A 15839-nucleotide genomic window follows, 5' to 3' on the forward strand; every position below is an offset into this window, starting at 1 on the left:
CCCGGTCAAAACTTTGGCAAATTAGTTGATTGCAATGACTTCCAAAATGCACAGGCATTCTTTGATGGAGAAGGGCAGAAAGGAAAACAACTAGCCATCCTCACAACTGGTACTTACCAAATTAATACCGAACTCTTTAAAATTCAACGGGATTCACTCATCCGTATTGAGGCGGGTGAAATTGGCATAATTGAGGCAAAAGATGGCGCTCTTCTACCGCCCGGTCAAAACTTTGGCAAATTAGTTGATTGCAATGACTTCCAAAATGCACAGGCATTCTTTGATGGAGAAGGGCAGAAAGGAAAACAACTAGCCATCCTCACAACTGGTACTTACCAAATTAATACAGAACTCTTTAAAATTCAACGGGATTCACTCATCCGTATTGAGGCGGGTGAAATTGGCATAGTTGAAGCAAGGGATGGCGATTCTCCACCGCCTGGTCAAAACTTTGGCAAAGTGGTTGAGTGCAATGACTTCCAGGACGCGCAGGCATTTTTTGAGCAAGGAGGGCAGAAAGGGAAACAACTAGCCATTCTGAAAGCAGGAACTTATCAAATTAACACTGCATTATTTGAAGTTCACAAAGCACCCGTTGTCAAAATCCTACCAGGAGAAATTGCCTTAGTGGTTGCTCAAGGAGGTACCCCGTTATCGGCAGAAAGAATTCTTGGAAGAACTGTTGAATGCAATAACTTTGAGGATGCACAAGCATTTATTACCAATGGGGGGCAGAGAGGCAAGCAGTTAGCTATTCTGAGGGCTGGGGAATATCAAATTAATACTGATTTGTTTACTATTGTGACTACGGTCAATGCTATCGAATATGGCATGAAGCCTGAAGATTTGAAGATTTGCACAATAGGGGCAGATAAGATTGGAATCGTTACGACTCTTGATGGATTGCCCACCCCAGAAGGTGAAGTTGCTGGTTCGTTCATCAAGGGACATGACAAATTTCAGAACGGACAAAAATTTATTGATGCAGGTGGTTTCCGAGGTTTGCAGGAAGAATTTCTGCAAGAAGGTTCTTGGAGTCTAAATCCTTGGTTTGTTCAGGTTGAACAAGTGCCACTGACAGAAATTTCCGCAGATAAAGTCGGAGTAATTACTTCCTATATTGGCAAGAATGTTGATAGTAGCTCTACAAAAGAGTCTCGATTAGTGGATGAAGGATATAAGGGAGTACAGAGAATACCCCTTGGATCTGGAAAATATGCTGTTAACACAAGAGTAAAAACTGTAGAAATTGTCCCAACTAACGAAATTATTCTAAATTGGTCAGATGAACCAAAGCCAGAGGACAACTACGACACCAATCTGAAAGCCTTGAAGCTTCTTTCTAAGGATGGATTTACTTTAAAAATTAGGGTTACTCAGGTGATCAGCATTGCTGAAGAAGACGCACCCAGAATGATCTTACGTGTTGGTGCTAAAGTAGCTGAAAATTCTAAGCAAACACACAAAAATACTGCCATCAAGAATCTTGTGTCCAGAGTTCTAGCTCCTATGATTGACAGTTTCTTCCGAAATTCAGCCCAAGGGTATGAAGCTCTAGAATTTCAAGACAATGGTCTTGAAATTCAGAGAGGTGCAGAAGAGCATATTAAGGCAGCTCTTAATGCTTATGGTGTCCAAGCAATCAGTACACTAATTAATGAAATTGATCCCCCTGATGAATTACAAGAACTCGTGAAAAAGCGCAAAGTTCTTGAAGAGGAACGCAAGACTTTTGAGGAAGAGCAATTTACTGAACAAAAACGCCGAAGGTGGATTGAAGAACAGGAAAGAACAAAAGCTGAAGCTGAAAGGGTAAAAGTGGAAGAAAATTTAAAAAATGAAAAACTTAATGCTCAAGCAAAAATTGAAAAAGCGAGAGGAGAGGCAGAAGCTCAACGTCTCATAGATGATGCTGATCTAGAGACGGAGCGACAAAAGCTTAATATGGACGCAGAACATCAGGAGCGGCTGAGAAATATTGAAATTAGGGAGATTCAAGAGCGAATTCTAGCTCTGAGTCCTGAACTGTACGCGAAGATTGAATCAGAGAAGGCATGGAGTAATGCGTTAGCTCAACTCAAAATAGATATGCCGGAAATATTTATTGGGGGGAGTAGTGGTAGTTCTCCAGGAGCAGACGCTCTCCAAGCAGGTACGATGCAGTTCGCGTGGATGGACATGTTGAGAGACATGTTAAAACAACGGGAACCTATTAAGCAAATCGATATGTCACCAAAAGTCGAAGTACTGAATCCTGCTGATAACTACTAGAAATGGTTAATGCTGAAATCCCAAAATTGGGCTATTGCAGTGATGGAGATTTGCTCAATTAAACAGGTATGTAAGATTTTTGATGACTTTCCATCAAATTGAAAAGTTAATCAAAAATCTTACATCCCAGAGTCTCATAAATTTACGCTTCAAACTAATAAGGGGCTTAATATGTCGAAAAAAGCGAGGCTCAATCCTGTAGAGAGATTTTTAATCTGGTCTGCTGGGGCAGATCACGAAGTCTTGGCACAAGAAAGTTGCTTAACAGAACGATATAAATATGAATCAATTGGCACTACCGTTGTCTTAACATCAGTGATGGCTTTCTTCTCAGGAGGGTATGCACTCTTCACTGTTTTTGGTTCTATTTCAATTTCCTGCGCTGTGGGTGCTGCCTGGAGTTGCGTGATTTTTAATTTAGATCGTTTCTTCATCTTAAGTGCAAATCGAGGAAAATCTGCTTCAAAATGGCAATTCTTTGCAGCATCTAGTCTTCGACTAAGTATAGCAGTTTTATTAAGCTTGGTAGTTGCTAAACCTCTTGAATTAAGGCTTTTTGAGGCAGAAATTAATCAAGAATTACAACAAGAAAAAATTGAAAAGCCAAGAGAAGAGAGAAAAAAGCAACGAGCAGAATGGGAGAGTAGTCAAGAATCAAAGAGGCTAAATGAGATAGAAGTAGATATCCAAAAATTAACAGACGAAAGAAAGCAACGCACCGATGACCGTAACACATTAACATCAAAAGCCTTTGAAGAGCTTGACGGTACAGGTGGAACAGGTCAAGCTGGACAAGGAAGTGCCTTTCAAGCTAAGAAAGAGTTTACGGAGAAATTAGACCAAACTATTAATAATATTAATAAGCAAATACAAGAACTACAGAATGAAAAAAAGAACCTAATAAAACGTCGTGATCTGATATTAGCACCACCTGCATTTGATACTAAACAACAACTAGAGAAAGAAAATGGTAGTCTCTTGGCTCGGCTTACTACTTTAGAGAGGCTATCTAAGAAAGATTCTACTGTTGCTACAAGCAATTTGCTTGTAACCCTTTTATTTATCATAGTTGAAATTTCTCCTATCTTAGTTAAGATGCTATCTAAAGAGGGACTTTATGAGTCACTTATTACAGAAAAAGAAAAGTATGAAACTAATAAAGAATATCTCCGCCGAATTAAGGAGCAAGAAATACTGAAAATAGAAGAATTAAAGGATTTAGAGTTAAGAGTTCAAAACTTCCTGGTGGAGTATCTTCGACACAAAGAGATAAGTAAAGAGAAGATAGCAAATATTGGAATTAAAGATACAATAAGCATTTATGACCAATATAATCAAGAGACTATCAGATTTCGTAAGCTGTGTGAGGAACGGATAAAGCATTATGAGTATCTAGTTAACCAAGTGGTAGCTTCAGACGTAGATGAGAGTATGTTTGAAAGACTAAACTATACTCAGAATGGTGCAAAAAGACAATCATAGAATCGTACCGAAATGCTTGAGTAATAGTGGAACTATTTTTGAAGCATCATCAGAAGTACCTTTATTTAATCCTTGCACTGATAGTTGGCAAGAACACTTTTTTTGGTCAACAGATACACTCTCGATTATCGGCTTGACACCAACAGGACGCGCCACAGTCACAGCATTAGCATTCAACCGAGCCAGAATAATTAATATTCGTGCTGCTGATAGAGAAATTGAACGGCATCCACCACCAGATGACCCAATTCAAAGCTGAAAATTTAAAACGGCTCAGACCATCGCTTAACTAAAACTTCCCCAGAACTCCTATCAGGGCTGACGTGCAGATATTTACTCGTGGTATCCAAACTTGTATGCCCCAAAGTAGCCTGAACCAAATGCACCGGAACACCTTCATCTAATGCGTGGGTAGCATGACTGTGCCTAAACCAGTGCGCTGAAACATTCATGGCATTCTCTAATTCTGCTGCCCTCGCCGCCCTTTTCACCACTCGGTCAATATGGGAAGGGGCCAGAGGTCTGCCCGTAGCACTGGCAAACACAGGCGCATCTTTCAACGCTTCATCGCGCAGTGCCATCAACTCCGCCCATAGCTCCTGGGGGATGTGAACTCGGCGAGTCCGCCCACCCTTGCCGTAAACATTAATCTGCCCACCGCCCCCACGACTGGAGATCGCATCTTTCCAGCGCAAACCGCACAACTCAGATACCCGAATCCCCGTTAAATACAAAGTTTTTAAAATTAAGCGATTGCGCCTGTCAGTCGTCGCTGCAATCATCGCATCCACATCCGACGGCGTAAGAATACGCTCAACCAAGGTGTCTTTCGGCCTGGGCAACTTGAACTGCTTGGGAATCGGACTGCGAGAAATCGGCGGTTTCTCCATACTGGTCACATAGGAAAAAAACGCCTTGAGGATATTGAGATGCTTAACCTTGGTCGTGTCTGCCTCTTGCAGGAAATCTAACCAATCCCGAACATGACGGATCTGAATGTCAGCGATCGCATCGACACAGGTAAAAGTTAAGAACTTGCGAATGGTATTGTGATACGAAGCCCTTGTTTTACCATGATGCACGTCCAACCATTCTTCTACCAATTCCGTCAGCGTTCTCATACAAGGGGCAGGTGTGTGATGAGTAGAAAGCTACTATTACACTCCATTATCCCTGGAAAGCTGATCCTTTCGTGAACGACTCCAGACAATTAACCCTGGCTTATCAATCGCTCCGCCCACAATCCTGATTCTCTCGTTGATTGATAAGTTTTACTTAATTCCCTTCATCAGGTGGAGGAATGCACCATGAAAGCTGGATGCAATACCAGATTTAGAAGAAATTGATATCAATGATGATATCAACGCGGATCTTGATCCGCCCCGCAAGCAGATTTTCACCCCAGGTCAACCATCAACGGCAGTCTAGACATGGTGTAGACTGAAACCAACTAGAAATAAAACTTACCTCAGAGGTCGCGCACGGGACATTTCATGCTATTGTCTGACTGATTTTATAGTAAATTTCATATAAAATGGACGATGACGAGGAACAACAATGACACAGGAACCCGTTTTTGAAGAAAGCAGTGGCAACGTATTCGCTGACCTCGGTTTGTCGAATGCTTCGGAACTTTTTACGCGGGGCAAGATAGGGATTCAGGTACTGCGCCTTTTGAAACAACGCAACCTAAAACAGCGTGAAATTAGCGAACTTCTTGCCATTCCCCAGCCAGAAGTATCTCGTTTGATGAAAGGAGAGTTTCAACGGTTCAGCGAGGGCAAACTCCTCATTTTCCTCAAGCGACTCGATACGGAAATCACCTTACATCTTCGCCCTCGTCACGCGCCGGCCCAATCTGTTGAAACTGTGATATCGCTATAGGGCAGGATGGAAAGCAGCTTGCAGGTAACTCTATTTGGGTGGCCGCTGAGATACCTACTCTGTGCGATCATCTTGGACTGTGTGGGTTTGAGAATTTACTACCTCTGTTGTGACTTCCTCAACCGATAAATCAACTGCTTTTGCCACTTCGGAGATGCTGTAGCCCATGCTCAAAAGGCGTGCTGCTGCTTTTAATTTGGTTTGACGTTCCAAGTCTTGGTAGATTCGTGTTTCTTCAATGTTCAGTCCCAACATGGCTTCCACCTCTTCACGGCTTAACTGAGAAAACTTGTAAACGGCGATAGTGGTAATAATATCTATTATTTCGTTTTTCGCCAGTGTTCCTGTTTCTTCTAATTGTACCCGCTCAATTAATAGACGAGCTTGCTCGGCCATCACTTTCTCTGAGGCGATTGTCAACTGCATTAAATTGATGCCTATTGGCTGCTGATTAGGAGTGCCTAACTCATCCAGATAAATTCGCTGCACTTGGTCGCTGTTTAAAAACATTCGATGAATTCTTGTATTGCTTGGTTCCAAACTGCGATTTGGGAAAATTACCACACAATACCAGTCATCGTATTGAGACTGATTCCGGTTCAAATACATCATCGACTCAGTAAAAAAGCGATGATAAAGAGCTTCGTCTTTCTGAAATTGAACTTCTGCAAAAAAGATAATCCTGGGTGTTGCACCCTCTGGAGGTAAAAAGACCCCATCAATGCGAAAGGCGGTTTCTTTCACCTCAACCGACTCAAATCGATAGTTCTGTGCCTGTTCAGGACGGTAATTAACGAGTTCAAAAATTAACTCAGGAAATCGCTTAAAAATTTTGTAATAAATCGAATCGCGTTTCACTAAATCCGCCTGATAATTGCTTATTATTCTCTATTAATTTTATCGTTAAACTGCCATCACCATATCGTATCTAAGCAGCAGACATTTAGGTGATTTTGCTTCTGGTGGCAGCTTCAGTAACACTACCAAAAATTAGGACACAGTTAACTTACTTTCCTAAAAGTAAGATTTATTCTAGGTTGCATAAGTCTGTTTGTTTTCGGTATTTGGTGTTGCCAGTAGTGTTGTGTAGCTCCCGTCATCAGCAAGAAGCTTCCATGAGTCAGTTCAATTTCGTACTTTAATTCTTTTTGTGTTTTGTTTCTAAACATAAAACGACGAGTAGCCCCAAAACTTACAGAAGCAATGACAGGGTTTTTCCCCAGTTCTGGCTCATCATCACTATGCCAAGCTACGCTATCTTTACCATCACGATATAGATTAAGTAACACACTATTAAATTGAGTATTAATTAAAGCCTCAATTTTAGATTTAATTTTTATTAATGTAGGACTCCATAAAATAGGTTCCATTTTGATTTTAGAGTAACAGTAAGATTTACCTGGATCACCGTACCAAGCAGTAAGCCTTGGTAAGTTAACTTGCTTACCAAAAAGCTTTGTGACTTCTTGCGTCCAAGAAGTTGTGTTATGTAAATCAGAAAATATCTGATCGCTCTCATTTTTGTCGAAGAAGTTGCGGTACAAGATTACTTCGGCATCAGACATAGGTAATTGCTCACCCTGCTTCAGACTTCTTTCCTTTGCATCTTGCCATAATGAAAGTTGAGTGTACATAAATAAATTCAATTAGGAGTTTTTACACAGTTATGCTGCTATATGCTGACTAACACTAAAAGCAATTGAGTTTAACTATATTTTATAGCAAAAAAACTTGATTTTATATTATTAAGTTTATTTCCATAACAATTATTTTGAATAAAATAATAAAAAAATATCTAAATCTTAGGTAATTAAACCAACCAATCATAAAAACATTAAATACATTTCATTGAATATTGATAGTATACAAAATTTTGATAAGTATGTTAATGTAGTCTAGAGAACAAAAAATATCTACGTAATTCTACGTTTTGATAAACACATAACTATTTACCATCTAAGTAGGATGACTGCTAATGAACTGCTTTCAAATTATTAAATCTGTTCTGGATGAGGCATACAACCAAATTCCAGGAGATGACTCTGAAAAAGACGGTGTAATTATAGAAGCATTAAATTATTTGAGCGAAGGATATATTCAATTATTAGGAAAATCTCAATCAATAGATTATAAGGATACTATTACTAGATTCGCTTATATTTATAAATACGTGTCCTCACATGCTAACTTAGTATGCGGCATAATCACACAAAGTAATGATTTAGCTAAAGTTTTTGATGCTCAACAAAAAATTAACATAGCTTGTATTGGAGGAGGGCCAGGCAGCGACTTTTTGGGTATATTGAAGTATCTCATGAGCAAAGGAAAGACACCATCTGTAAAGTTTCAACTTTGTGATAAAGAAAAAAATTGGGCAGAATCTTGGAGTGATGTAGATGACAAGGTTGATCCCAAATTTCGTATATCAACTTCTTATTTACCACTAGATGTAACTAAACCAGACGAATGGAAACCTCACACAAAATATTTTACCTCCGATATTTTTACAATGATTTACTTTATGTCCGAGATATTTACTTTGCGTGACTCAGCAGATGAATATTTCACTAATTTATTTAGTCAAGCTAAACCAGGAGCATTATTCTTGTTTGTTGATAATAATCATACTTCTTTTTATGGGTGGTTTGACGAGTTAGCTAAAGCACATAATATTAAAATAAAAGATAGCAATCAATATACAATGTTTTTGCCCTCTGATGAAGACAAATCAGATTTAGGAATATATTTTCAAAAATTTCAATCTTACTCTTATCCAAAAATAAAAGCTAATATTGCATACCGTGTTGGGCAGAAGCAGCAGTAAATGTAGCGACCTATTAATCATCAAAATCAATTGGCTGACCGTTAAAATGCTTGTGAATGCTTTCGGGAGTTAACCAACCAGGAATTGTCACCTTTTTATCTACTTCTGCATCACCTTCGGAATTGTTTAAACCGTTAACTATTGCTACCTTTAAAGGTGTCTTACCATCGGCGGTTTTGCGGTCAATTTGAATAGTGCCTCTAGCTCTACCTTTAGCAGTTCCATCACTGCCACCAACGGCGGTATTAGTGAAGAAATGGGCAATACAGACTAATCTTTCTTCAGCTTTTCTAGGGTCACTAAGAGATGCTTTAACAAACTTTTTAGCAGGTTCCTTGGTGATATCAGACTCAGAATAATTAGTGAATTCATCAACTAGTAACTGTTGCGGTTGCTTGGATGGTTGATTATTAATTCTGTCTAGCCAGCGTGAACGGGCATCATCAAAAGCAAGTCCAATCTCTTCTTCTGTTTGCGCTATCAACTGAGGGCTTAAGTATCTCCATGCGTTTCTGAGATTTTCCCCGGAGTGTGCATCTATAAGTTGATACAAGGGCATATCAAACAGATTTTCTCTAAGCATCACAATCGAAGCTGCTAGGGTTGATTTACCGCTTCCCGCTTCTCCCAGCACCCAAAGGGGTTTTTGATTGTCGATAATCTTCCACAGCCAGCCATCCTCATGAGCTTTGAGCGCTTCTATCAGTTGGTTTGCTCGTTGTTGATCAACTGATTGCTGATTGTCACTGTCTGCTTGAGCGCTCTTGGTTTTACCCTCAATCTTGCCGCGATCCTGGTCAGCTTTCGCCCTGTCTCTCAGGTTCTCAGCAATAGTTTTATCCATGACAGAATGATTAACAGCACGGGCTTTCATAAAGTCCTCTAGCTGAATTCGAGCCTTGGCGCGTTCGTTTTCCTCATCGGTTAGCCCCAATTCTTTGCGAGAATGAACGTCTAGGTCAGTTAATCCATCTTTTAAGCGTTCAGTATAAAGCTGGGTTGAATGCTGCTTAATTTCACGTTTGTACTTATTATGCTGCCAAGTTGCATAGTCGCCAGTCTTTTCCAGTTCGCCCAGTTCGTAATCCGTGCGCTTGAGGCGTTGCGAACGCACGAGCAAACAACCCACGACACCCCATAGCCCAATAACCGCAATCCCATATCCTTGCAACTGATTAGGGTTATCTGTGGGCAAATCACGCACCCATTGAATGGCATCGCCCTTGTAAGGAATGATGCTGCCATACAACCCGTAGCGCTGCCATTCTTCAGTAAGGACGAAACGCGGCTGGTTGCAAAAACGCTTATCCAAAGCTATTTGACTGTGTACGCCATTTGCTGACCTTGGGCAAAATTGAATTTGTGTCAAATCGTAGGGCTGACGTGTTTGCGATGTTGCCAGCCCGATGATTGCAGCTACACCACACACACCAGCCAGTGCTAACTCGAAAACACCTTGTTTCATTCCCGCCCCTTAAAAATAATTGCAATAGAGCCAATGAATAAAGCCAACGCGACTGCAATACTTACCCAAGGGTCTGATTGCGGGTTCTGTTTTTCAATAGTTTGAATATCTTGGCTAATCTGCGTGACTGTTTCTTTAGTCAAATTCTCAAAATATTGATGGTCTTTGACTGCTAACCAAGTTGTGATACCTGCAAATACCAAGCCCCCAGCAGTTTTTATAAGATTTTGCATATTATCTACCTCTAATCCATCACTGTTGTAATTAACTCTCAAGCCCGTTAGCCCAGCGAGAGAGCCAACGCTACATATAGAAAATGAGAGCGAAATTGCCAGCCAGAGATTAACGCCACCGCCAGTTATTAAGAGATATTTAGCTATAAAGAATCCCGTAGAATTTAGCGACCAACCGACAAAGAATCGGGTCAATTTTTCAGTTGTATTGATAACATCTTTACGGTGCTGCTTGCGCGATTCTAGGTGTGATATTAAGTCTTTTGGTAACGGGGTATCTGGGGCGATTTCGCTTACTACTTCTTCTTGACTATCATCAATGTCGTATGTCATATCTGTATCAGAATATTTCTCAAACCCGTCAGCACTCGGCTAAAGTTACTGACGGGTTTAGTTATTAAAAACCTATTAGAGCATCCTTGATTTTTTGTACAATTGAGCGCTCTGCATATTGCTTTTTAGGTTTAAAGTCATCACGAGCGTTATCACCCATTTCTAAGTAATACTTGCCCAGTTCTCTATCATGTTGCAGGTCAATTGTTTGTTGTCTAATATCTGTTTGCAATTCTGCCTGCAACATTTTATATTCGCCATCAACTTGCATCATGTGTTTATCCACCCACGCCTTGAGCAATAGATGGTCTGTTGATTGTTGATGGCGCAGCGCTTCTTTCTCCTTGGATGAAGCAAAATCAAGCTTCATCTCTTCTAGGATGTTAGCTAGATGAGTGTCAGCTAAAATCGCTGACTGTACTGCTCTTTCAATTTTTTCGCCGCTAACACCAGCTTGTTTGTAGATGTCGCTCAGGACTATATTTAAGTCCTCAGTTCCCTTAATAGCAGCTAACATCTGCTCTCTAACCTGTGGGGCGAATTCGCTAATCTTCGCCCCGTCATTACCCATTTGACCTATCAGTTTTAGGGCTGATTTATCACCGGTTAGCGCTCTAACTACTAAGTTAGTAGATGCGTTAAATTTAGTTTTTAATTGGCGCTCTAGGTGGCGTGATTTGGAAGTTACCAGATTCTTTAGCTTCATTGAACTTTTCACAGCGATATTCCTTCTCTGGGGTAAATATTTGGTTGCAGTGGTACTCCATTCGCCTTACATATTGCTCAATATTTGACTTTCGTTTGAGATATTGCTGATAGCTTGATTGCTCTAGCATTGGCAGATACAAGCAGTTGTACAAGGGTAAAATCACAGCACCGAGCGCACCCAAACTAACAGCAATTCTTGAGAAGTAGCTCATTCTCACCCACCGAATCCCCAAGCACTCAAGCAGCGTCAAGTTATCGCTATTGAGCCGCGTTGAGCCTTGCGAGAATTGAGAATTTGGTGCTTTTAATGTTTTGGCGGATGACTCCCATATCCGCTTTCATGTCTCCTGAGAAGTTGTTAACCTTTTGGTTTAATCTAGAAGCCCTGTTGCTTACGTGTTGTCGCAAGTCTTGAGCGTTAGTTTCAAATGATTGCTCAATAACATCAAATTTATGATCAACGTAGTTCTTGATTGCAGCCGTTACAGTACTGAGAAATTGGCTGTAGTCGGTAAAAGTGTCGTCAACGCTTTCAGCGATACTTAATGTTTCTTGTTCGGTTAACTCAAACCCCAGCGCCGATGATTGGGCTGTTACAATCTGACGCTTATCTGAGCTAGTTACAGTGATGCTGTTAATCTCTGGTTCGGCGATTGTAAGCTGACTATTATCAAGTTCTGGGTGTTCCTCTTCTACTTGTGAGAGAAACGTTTCTTCAACGGGTTCATCAACTACAGATAATTGGCTTGTCGATTTGACTTTGAGATAGTCAACGGCTTGACTCAATTGCTCTTTGGTTGGATTGTTAAGGTCATCGCACTCAACAGCGATCGCTGCTGTTGTGTAATCATCTTTAGTGAATCCTTGATAACCGTGTTTGTACAAACGAGCGCGGACATTGTTAGTAAATTTGTCAGACATGATGATTGCTCCTTATAGGGCTAGTGTTAAAACTGAGATCGTTGCGGATTTCATGGGCTGCGTTCGTCTGTTGATTGCCCATTTAGCTGCAACAAACGCAACAAGGGCTAAATCCTTGCTCTGATATGAGTGAAGGGCGTTATAACTTAGATTTGCTTGGCTAAACCAGTAGTAACGAGTGCTGCGTGGTACATCGTCAAGATTGATTTTTAGATAGTCTGCCAGCGCGACTAGGAATTGCTGACCTGTGTATTGAACTTCTTCGGCATCATAGAAGTGTTTAAAGGCTTGCCAGCGTTCACTAAAATCAGAGGTTCTAAAAGAAAAGGCTGAACACTTACGCTTCAATTGAGCATAGGTTTCAACAATGCTTATGGCTTTTTCGGATTCAATGGAGAGCGACAAATATTGTTTTAAGGATGCGACTGTGCGATACCAAGTGATATCTGAAATACCTTTTCCCGTGATGCCCTCGTAAGTTTCTTTGAGCAAGCGATACTTAGCTAGATATCTTTTTGTTGCCACATTAACTCTGTTTTATTACTTGAGTGTGTATAAAATTGACCGACTATCCGTAAATTCCAGTTATTTGACAGGCTTATTTAGCTAGAAACAGTTATCCTGATACGCCAAATTAGCTAGGCACTATCAATAACCTTGGATCTTGGACTTTAGACAAATGTTTTAGCCTTGGTTTTATCGGCTATAACCACGTAATAACAAGGTTTGTCAGCTTTGATGACATACTGACACTTTCTCGTTTACCCCCGCGTATACGCCCTTTTGAGCCTAGTTTTGCGATCGCGCCGCTCAACGAGGGCATTCAACGCGGTCGCAAATCAAACACGTTAGAACAAGCTTTGCTGTATCCCCTGTCCCACTACTTCAGATTTCCGGTTGGCCACCATACCAGGGACTTCATAAATCCCGTGTCTTACCTTGTTCTGATTTAGCTTGAGAGTAGCTGTCTTTCTCTGTCCGTGTAGTGGCTCGAATGTCCACTGGGGATGGTCAATTCTTGCCCAAGGGCATTTACCCGTAAAGCGATACAGCGTACCCTTTATTTGATACACCTTGCGCTGTGACAGGGTAGAAGGTTCGTAGACAGGAATTAATTCATGCATCTTTCTTGTCTCCAGCAAGACACGCTAGAGTCAAGCTTGCACCCAGAAAGACGGCGATAGATGCGATGGCACTTCCTTCAAAAATCTTGGCGTTGTAAATCCATGTGGGTTGATATTGCTCACCTCTACTTTCCTCAATCCGGTCAAAGCCGTGACAAAAGATAGAACCAACTACCATAAAACTAGTAGTTACCAAGCTCACAATTGCTACTGATGACGCAGCATCGAGTATGAATGAGTTAATCTTTTCACGCCTTGGAATTACACGGCGAATGTGCATTACTGGCTTTTGTTCTAGATAAGAATGCCACTCTGAATCAGTAAAACTTGTGGGCTTGTAATCATAGGGAACGTGAAAATCAAGTAGTTCGCCTACTGCTTGAATTGCATCGCCTAGTGTCACGTCTGGAGAGTATTCCAGTTGGCTGAATTCCTCAGAATCTCGGATTTCTCTGAGCCAGCGATCTATTGCTTCTAACCTTCGTAATTGATTTTGATTAAGCATTGTTCTCTCAAAAGGTAGTTCGTTGATTGCTTCTAAGTTGCGTAAATTGATATGCATGAATCCTCTGTCCTAATGCAGACACGCACAATTACCTCGACCGTTGAAAATGAACGGACGCAATGCAGATATTGCTGTGAATAGTTGAATGCTGTCAAAACAGCGCTTGCAAGCCTTACAACCCTCGAAAGGAACTCGCCAAGCGCGTTTTGCGCTTGGGTATTACTTGCGTCTGCCTTAAGTTATTGACGTATCGATAACCTTGACACTAATATATTAGTAGATAAGTTCCGAACTTGTCAACCAAATTCAGAACTGCTTAGAACCAGCTGCTTTTTGACAAGTTTTGATGTTAACTGAAAATGTCGGAATATATCAGAACTTTTCTAATTAATGGCAACGTCAAAGGCAAAAGTAACTTTTACATGCAGTCCTGAGTTAAAAGAAAAACTACAAGAATGGGCGGACAGCGAAAGCCGAACGCTATCAAATTTAGTTGAACTGATCACTCAGCAAGCAGTAACAGACCATGAAAACAAAGTGAGCAACAAGTAATATGACTAACGCGATCGCTGACAACAAAAATAAGGAGGTAATCTGACCGAGGGAAATCAGGCAAACGACGGTATAGAGCGTGTTGAGGGGAAATTTGACCCACTAGCTGAGACTAGATATTGGCTGCCAGCCGCCTCAGAGCAACACTGCAAAAGGATAGGCAGAAAAAGGGGAATACGATTAGTTAAAGTTGTTGATACCAAGATAGAACCTTTACCAATTATTTGTATTTTTGAGGGATACCCAGATGAGTGAAACAACTACTCAGATACCAGTAAGCGAATTAATCCCAATGCTGACCGCGATCGCGGATCGTAACTGGGAACGTTTTAAAGAAGTTGAAAAACAATTCGTTACACAACACGGGGTAGAGGCATGGTCAGATTTTTTTGCTTTCCGCCTTAAGCCAGCTTTAGACAAAGAATCTGATAGATGGCTGCTAGTTCAGTGGTGTAGCAAAGGTTTTACAGTGAAAGATGTAGCGTGAACTACTCTTGCGTAAACTCATAGGCACGTTAGCCCTGTAAGGCAAAATCGAGCAGCTAGTACTATTTCACATCATTATTTTTTGATGTCGCCAATGTTAACAGTGAAAGACCTAACAAGCGATTTTCAACTCCCACTGCACAACGAAGCGGCGTTTGAAAAAATTAGGGAGGCGAAAGACTATGCGTCCACTCAAGCTCTAGCGGCTGGTGCTGCTGCGCTGGCTACAGGAGGCATAATTCATCCGGCTGGCTGGGTTCTTTTTGGATTGGCTTACAAGCCGTTGGTGGTAACTCAAAAACTTGCGCGGTTGGAAAAATTAGGAACCTTACTTTTTGATGAGTTTAAAAGCCTAGATGTACAAGTCTTCCCGGTAATTCCGGTAGAAGACAACAACCCTATCGACTTGTTTATTAGATTTCCACGAACAACTCACCTGTTTATCTCCATTCGGTCAAAAGGAGATAGAGAAATTGTCTACAACGAAGCTAGAGAGGTTTTACAAGTCAAGCGCAAAGACAAAAATGGACTAAAACTGTGGCAACCCTGCCCACTTGTGGAGTTAGCAGATTACGAGAAGTGGCTCAACAAGAACAGAGATAAGTTTTTGATGTCTTCCCGTGAAGCTCAAAAGACTCCCACAGCAAAAGTTTTGGTCTTATGGCCTCCTACCAAGGCGGCTCATAATCACAATGAACATCTTTATTCGGAGGTGGGAAGTATGAAAATTCTGGCTCTCAGGAGAAAAGGTACTGCGTTTGTTATTCAAGAGGAGGAAGTAACTGAGTTTGTCAGGGCTTGGTTAGCCAAGTACAGATAGGCTAAAAGGTGAAAACCCCGTGTCCCGTTGGGATACCGAGGTTTTCTGATTTTTATTCACTTGGAATTGGGGATTGGGTTGAACAGCCTAATTAATATCCCTAATAGTAATCTTATCAAACCTTTTTGAGTGTTAAGCGATTGTAACACTGGCTACACAAAAAACGGCAACTCAGGAATTTTACCAAATTCGATTTCTGAACACTTGTATATAAGATTACTTTCGGGATAG

At 40.9% G+C, this 15839-nt stretch carries 19 protein-coding genes; 8 read left to right on the forward strand and 11 right to left on the reverse strand.

From position 1 onward, the window contains the following. The 3 genes from LC653_RS33855 to LC653_RS33865 all read left to right on the forward strand — a co-directional run. Positions 1 to 2271: SPFH domain-containing protein (locus tag LC653_RS33855; RefSeq protein WP_229499130.1), on the forward strand; the 2271-nt coding region annotated here is incomplete at its 5' end. Positions 2272 to 2442: 171 nt separating this feature from the next. Then, the gene (locus tag LC653_RS33860) at positions 2443 to 3753 is read left to right on the forward strand and encodes a DUF4407 domain-containing protein (protein ID WP_229499132.1); all 1311 of its coding nucleotides are present in this window, start codon (positions 2443 to 2445) and stop codon (positions 3751 to 3753) included. Then, positions 3731 to 4012, forward strand: a complete 282-nt coding sequence (locus LC653_RS33865; RefSeq protein WP_229499134.1) for a hypothetical protein — start codon at positions 3731 to 3733, stop codon at positions 4010 to 4012. Before LC653_RS33860 ends, LC653_RS33865 begins: the two co-directional genes overlap by 23 nt. 4 nt (positions 4013 to 4016) lie before the next feature. Here the strand turns inward: LC653_RS33865 and LC653_RS33870 are convergent, their stop codons facing one another. Continuing rightward, positions 4017 to 4874: a tyrosine-type recombinase/integrase gene (locus LC653_RS33870; protein ID WP_229499136.1), complete on the reverse strand. Its 858-nt coding sequence runs from the start codon at positions 4872 to 4874 to the stop codon at positions 4017 to 4019. Between the two features lie 436 nt (positions 4875 to 5310). Between LC653_RS33870 and LC653_RS33875 the strand changes: the two genes are divergently transcribed. Continuing rightward, positions 5311 to 5637 carry a helix-turn-helix domain-containing protein gene (locus tag LC653_RS33875; protein WP_229499138.1) on the forward strand — a complete coding sequence of 109 codons (327 nt, stop codon included), beginning with the start codon at positions 5311 to 5313 and terminating at the stop codon, positions 5635 to 5637. A gap of 54 nt (positions 5638 to 5691) precedes the next feature. On the opposite strand, the gene LC653_RS33880 is transcribed toward LC653_RS33875, so the two are convergent. Both LC653_RS33880 and LC653_RS33885 read right to left on the reverse strand, forming a co-directional pair. Then, complete coding sequence (locus tag LC653_RS33880) at positions 5692 to 6495, reverse strand: Rpn family recombination-promoting nuclease/putative transposase (protein WP_229499140.1); 804 nt, start codon at positions 6493 to 6495, stop codon at positions 5692 to 5694. Positions 6496 to 6638: 143 nt separating this feature from the next. Continuing rightward, positions 6639 to 7271 (reverse strand): alpha-ketoglutarate-dependent dioxygenase AlkB family protein, encoded by a 633-nt coding sequence (locus tag LC653_RS33885; RefSeq protein ID WP_229499142.1) that lies wholly within the window; start codon positions 7269 to 7271, stop codon positions 6639 to 6641. A 341-nt stretch (positions 7272 to 7612) separates the two neighbouring features. On the opposite strand from LC653_RS33885, the gene LC653_RS33890 reads away from it, so the two are divergent. Next, positions 7613 to 8461 carry a hypothetical protein gene (locus LC653_RS33890; protein WP_229499144.1) on the forward strand — a complete coding sequence of 283 codons (849 nt, stop codon included), beginning with the start codon at positions 7613 to 7615 and terminating at the stop codon, positions 8459 to 8461. A gap of 13 nt (positions 8462 to 8474) precedes the next feature. Here the strand turns inward: LC653_RS33890 and LC653_RS33895 are convergent, their stop codons facing one another. The 8 genes from LC653_RS33895 to LC653_RS33930 form a co-directional block, all read right to left on the reverse strand. Next, the gene (locus LC653_RS33895) at positions 8475 to 9926 is read right to left on the reverse strand and encodes a hypothetical protein (RefSeq protein ID WP_229499146.1); all 1452 of its coding nucleotides are present in this window, start codon (positions 9924 to 9926) and stop codon (positions 8475 to 8477) included. Beyond that, on the reverse strand, positions 9923 to 10492 hold the full coding sequence (locus LC653_RS33900; RefSeq protein ID WP_229499148.1) for a hypothetical protein: 570 nt from the start codon (positions 10490 to 10492) through the stop codon (positions 9923 to 9925). Before LC653_RS33900 ends, LC653_RS33895 begins: the two co-directional genes overlap by 4 nt. A gap of 64 nt (positions 10493 to 10556) precedes the next feature. After that, positions 10557 to 11198, reverse strand: coding sequence for a hypothetical protein (locus LC653_RS33905; RefSeq protein WP_229499149.1), 642 nt, complete (start codon positions 11196 to 11198; stop codon positions 10557 to 10559). Beyond that, positions 11137 to 11412 carry a hypothetical protein gene (locus LC653_RS33910; protein WP_229499150.1) on the reverse strand — a complete coding sequence of 92 codons (276 nt, stop codon included), beginning with the start codon at positions 11410 to 11412 and terminating at the stop codon, positions 11137 to 11139. The genes LC653_RS33905 and LC653_RS33910 overlap by 62 nt, the downstream gene beginning before the upstream one ends. 46 nt (positions 11413 to 11458) lie before the next feature. Beyond that, complete coding sequence (locus LC653_RS33915) at positions 11459 to 12121, reverse strand: hypothetical protein (protein WP_229499151.1); 663 nt, start codon at positions 12119 to 12121, stop codon at positions 11459 to 11461. Positions 12122 to 12133: 12 nt separating this feature from the next. Beyond that, complete coding sequence (locus LC653_RS33920) at positions 12134 to 12646, reverse strand: hypothetical protein (protein ID WP_229499152.1); 513 nt, start codon at positions 12644 to 12646, stop codon at positions 12134 to 12136. A 323-nt stretch (positions 12647 to 12969) separates the two neighbouring features. After that, positions 12970 to 13245, reverse strand: coding sequence for a hypothetical protein (locus LC653_RS33925; RefSeq protein WP_229499153.1), 276 nt, complete (start codon positions 13243 to 13245; stop codon positions 12970 to 12972). Beyond that, positions 13238 to 13807, reverse strand: coding sequence for a hypothetical protein (locus LC653_RS33930; protein ID WP_229499155.1), 570 nt, complete (start codon positions 13805 to 13807; stop codon positions 13238 to 13240). The genes LC653_RS33925 and LC653_RS33930 overlap by 8 nt, the downstream gene beginning before the upstream one ends. Positions 13808 to 14140: 333 nt before the next feature. On the opposite strand from LC653_RS33930, the gene LC653_RS33935 reads away from it, so the two are divergent. From LC653_RS33935 to LC653_RS33945, 3 genes are all read left to right on the forward strand, one after another. Beyond that, positions 14141 to 14302 (forward strand): ribbon-helix-helix domain-containing protein, encoded by a 162-nt coding sequence (locus LC653_RS33935; protein WP_190947290.1) that lies wholly within the window; start codon positions 14141 to 14143, stop codon positions 14300 to 14302. Between the two features lie 247 nt (positions 14303 to 14549). Next, the gene (locus tag LC653_RS33940; protein ID WP_229499157.1) at positions 14550 to 14789 is read left to right on the forward strand and encodes a hypothetical protein; all 240 of its coding nucleotides are present in this window, start codon (positions 14550 to 14552) and stop codon (positions 14787 to 14789) included. A gap of 93 nt (positions 14790 to 14882) precedes the next feature. Continuing rightward, positions 14883 to 15608: a hypothetical protein gene (locus LC653_RS33945; protein WP_229499159.1), complete on the forward strand. Its 726-nt coding sequence runs from the start codon at positions 14883 to 14885 to the stop codon at positions 15606 to 15608. Positions 15609 to 15839: the final 231 nt, after the last annotated feature.

The organism is Nostoc mirabile CHAB5784 (assembly GCF_020829645.1).
Classification (GTDB): Bacteria; Cyanobacteriota; Cyanobacteriia; order Cyanobacteriales; family Nostocaceae; genus Nostoc; species Nostoc mirabile.